The 12,381-nt window shown below is 67.0% G+C and carries 11 protein-coding genes; 7 read left to right on the forward strand and 4 right to left on the reverse strand.

Features of this window, described 5'->3' with window-relative positions; translation table 11 throughout:
* Positions 1-836: 836 nt before the first annotated feature.
* Both ACH413_RS24105 and ACH413_RS24110 read left to right on the forward strand, forming a co-directional pair.
* Positions 837-1,379, forward strand: a complete 543-nt coding sequence (locus tag ACH413_RS24105; RefSeq protein WP_360047004.1) for a sigma-70 family RNA polymerase sigma factor — start codon at positions 837-839, stop codon at positions 1,377-1,379.
* Between the two features lie 124 nt (positions 1,380-1,503).
* Entirely contained in the window at positions 1,504-1,701 is a 198-nt protein-coding gene (locus ACH413_RS24110) for a hypothetical protein (RefSeq protein WP_360047003.1), read from the forward strand.
* Between the two features lie 219 nt (positions 1,702-1,920).
* Here the strand turns inward: ACH413_RS24110 and ddaH are convergent, their stop codons facing one another.
* Positions 1,921-2,733 carry a dimethylargininase gene (gene ddaH / locus ACH413_RS24115; RefSeq protein WP_360047093.1) on the reverse strand — a complete coding sequence of 271 codons (813 nt, stop codon included), beginning with the start codon at positions 2,731-2,733 and terminating at the stop codon, positions 1,921-1,923.
* 147 nt (positions 2,734-2,880) lie between these two features.
* Between ddaH and ACH413_RS24120 the strand changes: the two genes are divergently transcribed.
* From ACH413_RS24120 to ACH413_RS24135, 4 genes are all read left to right on the forward strand, one after another.
* Positions 2,881-3,321 carry an Lrp/AsnC family transcriptional regulator gene (locus tag ACH413_RS24120; RefSeq protein WP_035913697.1) on the forward strand — a complete coding sequence of 147 codons (441 nt, stop codon included), beginning with the start codon at positions 2,881-2,883 and terminating at the stop codon, positions 3,319-3,321.
* A 10-nt stretch (positions 3,322-3,331) separates the two neighbouring features.
* Entirely contained in the window at positions 3,332-4,072 is a 741-nt protein-coding gene (locus tag ACH413_RS24125; RefSeq protein ID WP_360047002.1) for an enoyl-CoA hydratase, read from the forward strand.
* Between the two features lie 211 nt (positions 4,073-4,283).
* On the forward strand, positions 4,284-6,122 hold the full coding sequence (locus tag ACH413_RS24130) for a 2-oxoacid:acceptor oxidoreductase subunit alpha (protein WP_360047001.1): 1,839 nt from the start codon (positions 4,284-4,286) through the stop codon (positions 6,120-6,122).
* Positions 6,119-7,168 (forward strand): 2-oxoacid:ferredoxin oxidoreductase subunit beta, encoded by a 1,050-nt coding sequence (locus tag ACH413_RS24135; RefSeq protein WP_360047000.1) that lies wholly within the window; start codon positions 6,119-6,121, stop codon positions 7,166-7,168. The genes ACH413_RS24130 and ACH413_RS24135 overlap by 4 nt, the downstream gene beginning before the upstream one ends.
* A 48-nt stretch (positions 7,169-7,216) precedes the next feature.
* On the opposite strand, the gene ACH413_RS24140 is transcribed toward ACH413_RS24135, so the two are convergent.
* Positions 7,217-8,140, reverse strand: a complete 924-nt coding sequence (locus ACH413_RS24140; RefSeq protein ID WP_360046999.1) for a catalase family peroxidase — start codon at positions 8,138-8,140, stop codon at positions 7,217-7,219.
* 63 nt (positions 8,141-8,203) lie between these two features.
* Positions 8,204-10,306 carry a hypothetical protein gene (locus ACH413_RS24145; RefSeq protein ID WP_360046998.1) on the reverse strand — a complete coding sequence of 701 codons (2,103 nt, stop codon included), beginning with the start codon at positions 10,304-10,306 and terminating at the stop codon, positions 8,204-8,206.
* Positions 10,307-10,451: 145 nt separating this feature from the next.
* On the opposite strand from ACH413_RS24145, the gene rarD reads away from it, so the two are divergent.
* Positions 10,452-11,375 (forward strand): EamA family transporter RarD, encoded by a 924-nt coding sequence (gene rarD / locus ACH413_RS24150; protein WP_360046997.1) that lies wholly within the window; start codon positions 10,452-10,454, stop codon positions 11,373-11,375.
* Between the two features lie 3 nt (positions 11,376-11,378).
* On the opposite strand, the gene ACH413_RS24155 is transcribed toward rarD, so the two are convergent.
* A complete protein-coding gene (locus ACH413_RS24155; RefSeq protein WP_360047092.1) occupies positions 11,379-12,362 on the reverse strand; it encodes a polyprenyl synthetase family protein in 984 nt (327 codons plus the stop codon).
* Positions 12,363-12,381: the final 19 nt, after the last annotated feature.

Here is a 12,381-nt window from a genome sequence, read left to right on the forward strand (position 1 = left end):
CACGTCCAACCAGAAGATCACGGAACTACTCGGCGAAATCGACGCGGGCCAGGAGGGCCAGGAGGACGGCGACAACACCGAGTGAGCAGCGTTTTTGCAGGTAGGGACTGCGCGCTCACACTTAGGCTAGGACCCGCCGCCCGAATCTTCGTGGCGGAAGAAAGCGGCGGGCCCTCCGAGGCACAGACTCCTGCGCCACGACTCTGGGGGAACATCACCGAGTCCGGGAGTTCCGATTGCAGTCACAGCACCCAGTAGGTGCTAAGCCTCCACAAAGTGCAAAGCATGTGACTGGGGTCACATGCGAGGATCCTTAGCATTCGCATCTATCACAGATGTGCCACACACGGAGTGTGACCCTCATCTCTCAGCAGGCGTCGATCGTGGCGCGCAAGCCGATCACAGTCCAGACTGAACGCCAACTTGAAGGGCTGAGGCCCGGTTGCCGGAATCTGTGGCGGAAGACGGCACCAGCCTCCCGAGGTGTGAAAGAGGGATAGTGACCGCGCCGACAGACGCGGTGAGCAGGACTGGAGAGACCCGCGGCGGCATGCCCCGGTGGGTCTCCTTCCTCCTCACCCTCGCAGTGATCGACTTGATCTACCTTGAGGTCCCGCCGCCGATCGGAGCGGACGACGTCAAGGAAGTCCTTAGGCTTGCCCTACCAATCATTGGCGGGCTTCTCCTGACGCAGTGCTTCCGATACGTAATGCGCCTTCTCTTTACGTTTGGACGCACGATCTCCAACAAGGTCAAGCGTTCAATTTCATGGCTGCGAGACTACAAACAAGCGCTTGACGAATGGCGCGTCCAGCGCGACCGCAACCCTAGCGACCGTGGCGACGGATAACAAGAACACGACAGCCACCCCTGGCAATCCCAATACGCCAGGGGTGGCCGCCTTTTCCGAATTCCATCGCGCAGAGCTACCTAGATTGATAGCTTTTCTTACTTACTTGGGCTACACCCTAAATGATGCCGAAGACGCCGCCCAGGAGTCCCTATGGCTGCTTTATCAGCAGTGGGATTCCATTGAATCTCCATCAAAATGGGTACGCGTCGTCGCGGCGCGTGCCGCAGCCCGTACCGCGTACACGCGAAAAAGGGTCGAGCTCGCTGGCAGCCCTGGGGATGTCGAGGAGCTCGCAAATGCTAGCGGCTTGACTTTTAGCGACTCCGAGTTTCGGCAACGACACGAAATAATCGAACTACTCGGCACCCTGCCGCAACGCCAGCGAGTCGCGTTGGCGTGGTGGCTAGACGGTTTCACCACCAGAGAAATTGCAGAGGCGATGGACATGCGTGAATCAACCGTCAGATCCAGCATAAGACACGCAAGGAACAGACTGAGGAATTTGCTGGATAAGCAAATTAAATGAGCACTCCCCTGCGGGAAAATCAGCGGGCGCGACGGTCTACACGGACGCGCGGAAGAAGACGCGGAAGGTCGGGCTGTCGCCGCAACAATTCGCCTCGCCGCTGGCGGGAGATCCGTATGCCGCTGTGTCGACGTGGCTCGCGGCCGGCGTACCCCCGACCGAGGTCGCCGAGCGTGCGGGCCACACCGTCGACGTTCTGCTGAAGGTCTACGCGAAGGTGATGGACGGTCAGCGGGACACGTCCAACCAGAAGATCACGGAACTACTCGGCGAAATCGACGCGGGCCAGGAGGGCCAGGAGGACGGCGACAACACCGAGTGAGCAGCGTTTTGGCAGGTAGGCTCATATGAGAACGCCCCGAGCAATGATCTTGCTCGGGGCGTTTTCTGTTCCGTGCATGTTCCGTGAGCCGTGGCAGACCGACGCAGTTAGCGGCAGACGGTGACCTGCGGCGCTGACGTCGTTGGCAGCATCAGACCAGGTCAACCGGCATTTCGGCCCTTCACGCAGGAACTGCGGAACGGCACTGCGTGGGCGAGGTCAGCCGCGCAGTTCCATCGTGCAGCACTTCGGGCCGCCGCCCGACTTGCGCAGCTCCGAGATGTCCACGAGCACGGGCTCGAACCCGCGCCGCGCCACCTGCTCCGCGAGGTGGGTCGCCTCGAACGGCATGACGACGTGCTTGCCGTCGGAGACCGCGTTCAGGCCCAGGCAGACGGCGTCGTCGTCGTTGGCGATCACGGCGTCCGGGAAGAGGCGGCGAAGGACCTGCTGGGAGCCCGGCGAGAAGGCTTCCGGGTAGTAGGCGACCAGTGGGGTCGGGGACTGGTCGTCGAGCATGAACAGGGCCACGTCGAGGTGGTAGAAGCGTGGGTCGACCAGCTGCAACGACACCACGGGCACGCCCAGGACCTCTTGGGCCTCGCCGTGTGCGCCTGGGTCTGTGCGGAAGCCCGTGCCGGCCAGCAGCAGGGAGCCGGTCCAGGTGAAGTCGCCCTCGGCCTCGTTCACGGCGGTGGGCATGACGACCGAGTTGTAGCCCGACGACAGGAACCAGCGGCGGAAGTGGTCGGCCTCGGCGCTGCGTTGTTCGGCTCGGAAGCGGGAGCCCAGCACTCGGCCGTCGATCACGGTGCCGCTGTTCGCGGAGAACACCATGTCGGGGAGGCCGGCTACCGGCTCGATGACCTGTACGTCGTGGCCCAGGCGCTCGTAGGTCTCCTTGAGCGCGGTCCACTGCTCCACGGCCAGCGTCGTACTGGTCGGCTGGGTGGGATCCATCCACGGGTTGATGGCGTACTCCACCGTGAAGTACGTCGGCGGGCACATCAGGTACCGACGGGTCGTCGGCATGCGCGTCGGCGCTAGGGGCGTGGCGATGTCGAGCGTGATCGGCTCGCCGGGCCCGGAGATGGATACGGTCATGGATCGAAATGTAAACGGCGGTTAGACCATCGATCAACGCCGCGACATTGCGTTAACTAGGGCAGAATGTTGCGTGTGGACAGCATCGACCAGCGAATCATTTCGTGCCTCATGGCCAACGCCCGTTCCAGCTACGCGGAGATCGGCAAGGAGGTGGGGTTGAGCGCTCCCGCGGTGAAGCGGCGGGTGGACAAACTGCTGGACACGGGGGTGCTGCGGGGGTTCACGGCCGTGGTCGATCCGGAGGCGCTCGGGTGGGGTACTGAGGCGTTCGTCGAGGTGCACTGCAAGGGGAACGTCGCGCCGCACGACATCCAGCACCGGCTGGAGCCGATGGCCGAGGTCAGCGCTGCTTATACGGTGTCCGGGGCGGCGGACGCGATCGTGCACCTGCGGGCCGCGGACATCCATCACCTGGAGACCGCGCTGGAGCGGCTGCGGGCCGTCGAGATCATCGACAGGACCGTGTCGACGGTCGTGTTGTCCCGGCTCCTGGACCGGCCGCTGGCGCCCTAGGGTTCTGGGCATGGCTGAGGTTCTGCTGGAGTTCGACGAATCCGTCGCGGTGATCACGATCAACGACCCGGAGCGGCGCAACGCACTGACGATCGACCTGTCGCAGGAGCTCGCGGACAAGGTCGAGGAAGCGGAACGAGAAGCCAACGCGCTGATCATCACGGGTGCGCCGCCCGCGTTCTGCGCCGGCGCGGACCTCACCCAGCTCGGCAACTCCAAGGACGAAGGCCTCAAGAAGATCTACAAGGGCTTCCTCGCGGTGGCCGACGCCAAGATCCCGACGATCGCCGCGGTCAACGGCGCGGCGGTCGGCGCCGGGCTCAACCTCGCGCTGGCGGCGGACGTGCGGATCGCCGGGCCGAAAGCGAGGTTCGACGCCCGGTTCCTGCAGCTCGGCATCCACCCCGGCGGCGGTATGACGTGGATGTTGCAGCGGATCACCAACCGGCAGACCGCGACGGCCATGACGCTCTTCGGGCAGATCTTGGACGCCGACCAGGCCGTCACCCAAGGGCTCGCTTACGCCAGGGCCGAAGACCCACTGGCAGTAGCGAAAGAGCTGGCTAGGGCATCCGCGGAGGCACCAGGGGAACTCGTCCGGACCATCAAGGCGACGATGCGCCTGACCGATGTTCTCGACGACCACGCGGAAGCGGTGGAGACCGAGCTGACGCCACAGGTGACTTCGATCGACACTCCAGAGTTCGCTGCGAGGCTTGCCGCGATGAAGGCTCGGATCAGCGGGCGGTAGGTGTTACCTTGGGTAACAGGTATCGAGGGTGACGTCTGCCGCATTCGGGTATCCGCTGGTAGCGCTGTGCTTACCGTCTAGTTAAGGACCCGGTGCGGCAGATGGGACAGTTCGTCTCGCCTGGTGGTACACGGCCCGTCTCGCAGGCGGTCCTGGCGACTACCCTCGTGGTGGGGCACGGCCACCCTTGGAGAGAGGTATCGGCGTAGGAATGAGCACTGAGACTCGCAAGCTGGATCGCGTTGTGATCCGCTTCGCCGGCGACTCCGGTGACGGTATGCAGCTCACTGGAGACCGGTTCACGTCGGAAGCGGCGGCGTTCGGCAACGACCTCGCCACGCAGCCCAACTTCCCCGCCGAGATCCGCGCACCACAGGGCACGCTGCCCGGTGTGTCGTCGTTCCAGCTGCACTTCGCCGACTACGACATCCTGACGCCCGGCGACCGTCCCGACGTTCTCGTCGCGATGAACCCGGCCGCGCTCAAGGCGAACGTCGTCGACCTGCCGGACGGCGGCATCCTCATCGTCAACACCGACGAGTTCTCGAAGCGGAACCTGACGAAGGTCGGGTACGACTCGAATCCGCTCGAGGACGACTCGCTCGAGAAGTTCCAGGTCCACAAGGTCGCCATGGCGACATTGACCATCGGCGCCCTCGAGGAGACCGGCCTCGGCAAGAAGGACGCCGAACGCGCGAAGAACATGTTCGCGCTCGGCCTGCTGTCGTGGATGTACCACCGGCCGACCGAAGGCACGGAACGGTTCCTGCGCGAGAAGTTCGCGAAGAAGCCCGACATCGCCGAGGCCAACGTCCTGGCGTTCCGCGCCGGCTTCTACTACGGCGAGACGACCGAGGCCTTCGCCGTCACCTACGAGGTGGCGCCCGCGAAGCTCAACGTCGGCACGTACCGCCAGATCACCGGCAACACGGCGACGGCGTACGGCATCGTCGCGGCGGCGCAGCTGTCGGGCCTGCCGGTCGTGCTCGGCACGTACCCGATCACGCCGGCGTCGGACATCCTGCACGAACTGAGCAAGCACAAGAACTTCGACATCACCACGGTGCAGGCCGAGGACGAGATCGCGGGCATCGGCATCGCCCTCGGCGCGTCCTACGGCGGTGCGATCGGCGTGACGTCGACGTCCGGCCCCGGCATCGCGCTGAAGTCCGAGACCATCGGCCTAGGCGTGATGACCGAACTGCCGCTGCTCGTGATCGACGTGCAGCGCGGTGGCCCGTCCACCGGGCTGCCGACGAAGACCGAGCAGGCCGACCTGCTGCAGGCGATGTTCGGCCGCAACGGCGAGTCGCCCGTGCCGATCGTGGCGCCGCAGTCCCCTTCGGACTGCTTCGACGCCGTGGTCGACGCGACCAGGATCGCGCTGAAGTACCGCACGCCGGTGCTGTTCCTGAGCGACGGCGCGATCGCGAACGGCTCCGAGCCGTGGATGATCCCCGACGTCGAGACGCTGCCGGACCTGACCGTCGAGTTCGCGACGGATCCGGAGAACTTCCAGCCGTACTCCCGTGATCCGGAGACGCTGGCCCGGCCGTTGGCGGTACCGGGCACCCCTGGTCTGCAGCACCGCATCGGCGGTCTGGAGAAGCAGGACATCACCGGCAACATCTCGTACGACCCCGACAACCACGACAAGATGGTCCGCCTGCGTCAGGCGAAGATCGACGGCATCGAGGTGCCGGACGTCGTGGTCGAGGACCCGGACGGCAACGCGAAGGTCCTGGTCGTCGGCTGGGGTTCGTCCTACGGCCCGATCGGCGCGGCCGCACGCCGGGTGCGCAAGCTCGGCCTTCCGGTCGCGCACGCGCACCTGCGGCACCTCAACCCGTTCCCCAAGAACCTGGGTGACGTGCTGAAGTCGTACGAGAAGGTCATCGTGCCGGAAATGAACCTCGGCCAGCTGGCGTTGCTGCTGAGGGCGAAGTATCTGGTGGACGCCGTGTCGTACACCAAGGTGCAGGGCCTGCCCTTCAAGGCGGAAGAGCTGCAGGACGTGCTCGCTGACGTGATCAAGGGGGTGTCGGCGTGACCGCTATCGACATCGGACTCCCCGGCTTGACCGGGGTTCCCACCACCGACGAGAAGCAGTCGGCCAGGGACTACAAGTCGGACCAGGAGGTCCGCTGGTGCCCCGGCTGTGGCGACTACATCGTGCTCAACACCATGCAGTCGTTCCTGCCGTCGCTGGGTCTCAAGCGCGAGAACATCGTGTTCGTCTCGGGCATCGGGTGCTCGTCCCGCTTCCCGTACTACATGAACACCTACGGCATGCACTCCATCCACGGCCGTGCGCCGGCCATCGCCACGGGTCTCGCCGTGGCACGGCCGGACCTGAGCGTGTGGGTGGTGACCGGTGACGGTGACGCGCTGTCCATCGGCGGCAACCACCTGATCCACACGTTGCGGCGCAACGTGAACCTCAAGATCCTGCTGTTCAACAACAGGATCTACGGCCTCACCAAGGGCCAGTACTCGCCGACCTCGGAACCGGGCAAGGTCACCAAGTCGACTCCGATCGGCTCGGTCGACCACCCGTTCAACCCGGTGTCGCTGGCACTGGGCGCGGAGGCCTCCTTCGTGGGCCGGGCACTCGACTCGGACAAGGCCGGTCTCACCTCGGTGCTGCGCCAGGCCGCGGAACACCGCGGCTCGGCGCTCGTGGAGATCTACCAGAACTGCCCGATCTTCAACGACGGCGCGTTCGACGTGCTGAAGGACGCGGACGAGGCACAGCGGCGGATCATCAACGTCGTCGACGGCGAGCCGATCAGGTTCGGTCGTGAAGGCGAGTACTGCGTGGTGCGCGAGGGCTTCGGGCTCGCGGTCGCGAAGTCCGCGGACGTGGACGCGAGCGACATCGTCGTGCACGACGCGTCGGACCTGAACCTGTCGTTCGCGCTCTCGCGGCTGTCGACGCAGGACCTCACGCACACCGTCACGGGTGTGTTCCGGCGGGCAGACCGCGCGACGTACGACGACGGCGTGCGCGCACAGGTCAACGAGGCCAAGAACGCCAAGGCCGCGGACCTGAGCAAGCTGTTGCACGGCAAGGACACCTGGACCGTGGTCGGCTGACCCCGGAACCGCTGAAAGGCCCCCACCGAACGCGGTGGGGGCCTTTTGTCACCTCTGGTGCGAGCGGCGGTCGTACGAGACGGCGTAGATCGTGCTGCGAGCGGCCAGCACCGGGTCGTCCGAGAGCTCGATGCCGTCGACGAGCGAGGTCGGGTCGAACACCTGCGACTGCCAGTACTCCTGGTCCGGCGCCTCCCCGATGATCTCGATCCGGCCGACGTCGACGGACCGGCGGTCGTCCGGCCACGCCACCGTCGAGTCGTGCGTCGGGTCGCCCGGCTCGCCGAACGTCACGCGCAGCACGAACGAGATCGGCAGCCGGTCGCGCAGTTCCTCGGTGAGGTGGTGCGGGGTCCACGACGACGAATCAGTCGCGTCGACGATGCCCGCCTCCGGCACCCACGAGTAGCGGATCGGGCGCACCACACCGGAAGCGTCACGCCACAGGAACGCGTGGATGGCCCAGTACTGCGTGGTGCCGTAGCTGTCCGGGATCGCGATGGTCTTGGCCGCCACCAGCGCGGGGCCGACGGTCGGATGCGCGCCGACGAACGACTTGATGTGCGGCACGGACGGGTCGTGGGCATCGGTGTCCGCCTTGGCGGCCTTGATGAACTCCACGAACTCCTCAGGCGTCGCCGCCACGAACCGCTGCACGTTCACCATCACCAGGTCGGTGTTGGTGCCGTCGGCGAGGTGGAACTTCGTCGCGAACCCCCGCACCGAACGGTCGCTGTCGAACGCGTGCGGGTTGGCGTCGGTGTGCGAGAAGCGAACGGTCGCGCGGACCGGTGCACCCTGGAGATGCGGGGCGGTGGTGAACGGCGCCGCGGCACCGTTGGGCGTGAACACGGCTTCGTAGACGAAGCCTCGGGCGTGGGCGCGGCGGAAGCCGTGGTGGGTGCCCTTCAGATCCTCGATCGAGTCCACGATGGTCGAGGAGATCTGGGATTTCGCCAGCTCGGATGACATGCGTCGAAGCTATCGACGCACGTCATCCGCAGCCAGAACAGCGTTCCATTTGGCGGTGATCGATCAGGGGGCGGGACGGAAACCGGCCTTCTCGGCGTCCGCCTCGGTGCGGAACCACACGTCGGCCCGCGTCTCCACGAAGTTCGCGGAGCCCTCGGCGTAGTAGCGGCGACCGGTCAGCGTGGCCTTCACCGCGAAGTCCGCGGCCGGCGCGTGGCCGTCCGACTTCGGCAGCACCGAGCCAGGACCGAACGGCGAGCGCGGGTTGAAGCCCTCCGGCTGCTGGAACCTCGCCCCCGACGGGCTGCCCGCGGGCGTTCCGTTCGGACGGCCGCCGGTGGACGGCGAGAATCCGACGGGACGCGGGCGGGCCGGCAGTGCGGCGGGCGTCGGCTGCGGTTCCGGCTTCGGGGACTCGAACGCCTGGAACGCCGGGAAGCTCTGCTGACGCTGCGGCGTGGTGCGCCGGGCCTCGCGGATCGGCAGGCCCGCCTCGGTGTGCCGCGGCGGCAGGTCCTCGATGATCGGTTCGGGCTCGGGCGGGGCGGCGAGCAGCGGCTCGTCGCTCGGCACGAACTTCGGCACGAACGGCTGGTCGTTGCTCGTGTCCGGCAGCGAACGGGTCTGCCCGAGAGCCGGCAACGGCTCGTCGGCCTCCAGCAGCGGCTCGAACAGCGAGCGCCGGGCCTCGGCGACCGGCGCGGGCGGCGCCACCGGTGCGACAGGCGTCTCGATCCCGTGGGAGAACGCGGCACCGACCGCACGCGGGGTGCGCTCCGGGACCTCGTCGAGCTCCACGCGCGGCTCGAACGCCGAGAACGGCGCGGGCGCCGGGGCGCCGGGGGTCGAGAACGGCTGGGAGAACAGCGACTGGGTGTAGCTGACCTCGGGCTCGACGAACTCCTCGTACACGGGCTCGAAGACCGGCTCAGGCTCCTCGCGCAGCGCGTGCGCGGACTCCTGCGCGGGCTCCGGCTCCGGTTCGGGCTCCGCCTCGGCCTCGGGCTCCGTGAACTCCTGCTCCTCGGCCAGCGTCGACTCGAAGACGCCGTTGCGGACGCTCGGCGCGTCCAGGTCGACCGGCTCGACGATCGGCTCGATCAGGCCGGTCTGCTCGGCCGGCGACTCGGGCTCGACCTCGTGCGCGGGTTCGGTGAAGCCGTCCAGCTGACCGGAGATCTCGTCGCGCAGGCCGGGGTACTCACCGGTGAGGTCGTTGTCCGGCCAGCTGCCCTCTTCGACGGCGATGAACGTCGTCTGCTCGGAGCGGGTGCCGGTGGGCTCGTCCTCCTGCTCGGCGGCCTCGTCGAGGAACGCCTCCTGCTCCTCCTGGGCCCACACCTCGCGCGGCTGGTAGATGAAGTCGTCGGCCTGCTCGTCGACCTCCGGCCCCGCGGTCGGCTGCGTGGCCGGGGCACCGGGCTCGGCGACCGGTACGGCCGGCGGCACCGTGGGCACGTACGACGTCTGCTCGGACGGGAGCTCCGGCTCGTCGTCGAAGTCCGCGGCCTCCAGGCCGGAGAGCTGTAGGACCGTCGTCTGCTCCGCCGGGGTCTCGGCGGGGACGTCCTCCGGGCCGAGACGCTCGAACAGCGACCGCGGACGGTCGTCGTCGGCTTCGGCGAGTGCCTTCTGCTCGGCCAGCTGCTCCTCGAAGCGGCGCTGGGCCTCCTCCGGCTCCAGGTACTGGCGGACCGGTGCGGCCGGCTCCTCCTCGACCTCGGGCTGGGCCTCGAACGTCGTCGTCTCGTACGTGGTGGTCTCGAACGGCGCGCTCTCGTACGGCGCGGGCTCTGGCTCCTCCACGACCGGGAGCGGCGCCGGAACCGGGAGGGGCGCCGGAGCGGGAGCCGGCACGGGCTCACCGAAGTACGCCGGCGGCTCCGCGTACGGCGCGGGCGCGGGCGGCAACGCCGGAACGGGCGTGGGCGGCGTCAGCACGTCGTCGCTCAGCGACCGCGGCGGCGCATCCCACTCGTCGACCACGAAGTCGTCGACGGGAACTGGCGCGGCGACCGGCGAGGCCGAACGACGCGCGTCGAGAAGTTGATCATCCAGGTCGGCAATCTGCTTGCGTGCGGGGCGCACCATCACCAACCAGGTGAGCAGTACTCCCGCAACGAAGGACAGCAGGCTCCACAGCCAGACCTGCCCGAAGATGTTCACGGGTAAGCCCCTTCTACGACCACACTCCGACCCCACTCACTCGGAAGGGTGAGCAGGGCCAAACTACAGTGCCTTTGATGATGCTCCGTCACTACGCCGTTCAGCGCAAATAACGGGTGGAAAGCCCAGCGTAGAGTGGGATTTTGTGCCCCCTCTGACAACCTCGGCCATCACTTCGCCAGAAGTTCACACCCAGGGGCGAGGACTCACCTACGGCGCACTCGCCTACGTCCTTTGGGGCCTGTTCCCGGCGTACTGGCCACTCCTCGTACCCGCCCAGCCGGTCGAGGTGCTCGCACACCGGATCGTCTGGTCGTTCGTCACGCTCGCCATCGTCGTCATGATCCTCCGACGGTGGCGCCCTTTCCTCGATCTATCCGGAAAAGGCTGGCTGATCGTTACCGCAGCGGCCGTGTTGATCACGGTCAACTGGGGCACCTACATCTACGCGGTCAACGCCCACCACGTCGTGGAGGCCGCGCTCGGCTACTTCATCACGCCACTGGTGAGCGTGGCGCTCGGCATGATCTTCCTGAAGGAACGCGTGCGGCTGCCGCAGACCGTAGCGATCGCTGTGGTCGTCGTCGCTGTGATCGTGCTCACCGTCGACTACGGCAGGCTGCCGATCATCTCGCTGGTCCTCGGCTTCTCGTTCGGCGTCTACGGCCTGCTCAAGAAGAAGGTGCCGCTGGACTCCATCACCAGCCTCACCGCAGAGAGCGCGGTGATCGCCCCGATCGCGCTCGTGTACCTGCTCTTCCTCGGCAGCGCGAACACCTTCACCACCGCGGGCGCCGACCACACGTTGCTGCTCCTGAGCACCGGCATCGTCACGGCGGTCCCGCTGGTGTTGTTCGGCGCAGGCGCGCAACGGATTCCGCTGATCACGATGGGCATGCTGCAGTACCTGGCTCCGGTGCTGCAGTTCGCCTGGGGCGTGTTCGTGGTGCACGAACCGATGCCGGCCAGCAGGTGGATCGGGTTCGCCCTCGTCTGGCTGGCGCTCGCGATCTTCACGGTCGACGGGCTGAGGAACCGGCGCAAGCAAACGCTCGCGCCGGTCAGCTGATCGCTAGCGAGAACGCTCCACGACGTAGACCGCGAGCTCCTCGAGAGCGTCACGGGCGGCGCACTCCGGCAGCTTGCCGAGTTCCGTGCGAGCCCGGTCCGCGTAGTCGTCGAGCGTCTCGCGGGCCTTGTCCATGCCGGACGACTTGCGCAGCAGCGTCAGGGCCTCGTCCACCAGCACGTCGTCGGTGATCGGCCCCGCCAGCAGTTCGGCGAGCCGCGTCTCGGACGGGTCGGCCAGCGCGTAGAGCATCGGCAGCGTCTTGACGCCCTCGCGCAGATCGGTGCCGGGGGTCTTGCCCGACTCCACGGACGGCGACGCGATGTCGATCACGTCGTCCGAGATCTGGAACGCCGCCCCGATCACGTCGGCGTAGCGGCGCAACGCGTCCGTCTGCTCCTCGGTCGCGTCGGAGAACATGCCGCCGAACCTGGCGGCGGTGGCGATCAGGACGCCCGTCTTCTCCTCGATCACCTTGAGGTAGTGGGAGATCGGGTCCTCGTCCGGCTTCGGGCCGACGGTCTCGCGCATCTGACCGGTCACCAGGACCGAGAAGGTCTCCGCGATGATCCGCGCCGCGTCCGTGCCCAGATCGGCGGTGAGCCGGGACGCGTGGGCGAACAGGAAGTCGCCCGTCAGGATCGCGATGCTGTTGTCCCACTTGACGTTCGCGGAGACCGCTCCGCGCCGCATGGTCGCCTCGTCCATGACGTCGTCGTGGTAGAGCGTCGCGAGGTGGGTGAGCTCGACCACAGTGGCCGCCTTGATGACCTTGTCCCGGTCCCAGTCGGCGCCGAACTGCGATGCGAGCAGTGTGAAGAGCGGGCGGATCCGCTTCCCGCCCGCCTCCACAAGGTGAAGCGAGGTTTCCGTCACCGGGGCGAACTCGCTCTGCACGACGTCGTGCAGATTGCGCTCCACCTCGGCCAGGCCGTCCTGGACTACCTCGGTGAGCACGGGGTCCACCAACGCGAACCCCGGTCCCACATGCTCGCTACTGGTCACA

This window comes from Lentzea sp. NPDC020367, assembly GCF_044387305.1.
GTDB lineage: Bacteria > Actinomycetota > Actinomycetes > Mycobacteriales > Pseudonocardiaceae > Lentzea.

Bases quoted from the DNA above. Each gene is read 5' to 3' on its own strand.
- ddaH (WP_360047093.1), bottom strand. From the start codon at position 2,733: ATGCCGACGACCCGTCGGTACCTGATGTGCCCGCCGACGTACTTCACG.
- ACH413_RS24125 (WP_360047002.1), top strand. From the start codon at position 3,332: ATGGCTGAGGTTCTGCTGGAGTTCGACGAATCCGTCGCGGTGATCACG.
- ACH413_RS24130 (WP_360047001.1), top strand. From the start codon at position 4,284: ATGAGCACTGAGACTCGCAAGCTGGATCGCGTTGTGATCCGCTTCGCC.
- ACH413_RS24140 (WP_360046999.1), bottom strand. From the start codon at position 8,140: ATGTCATCCGAGCTGGCGAAATCCCAGATCTCCTCGACCATCGTGGAC.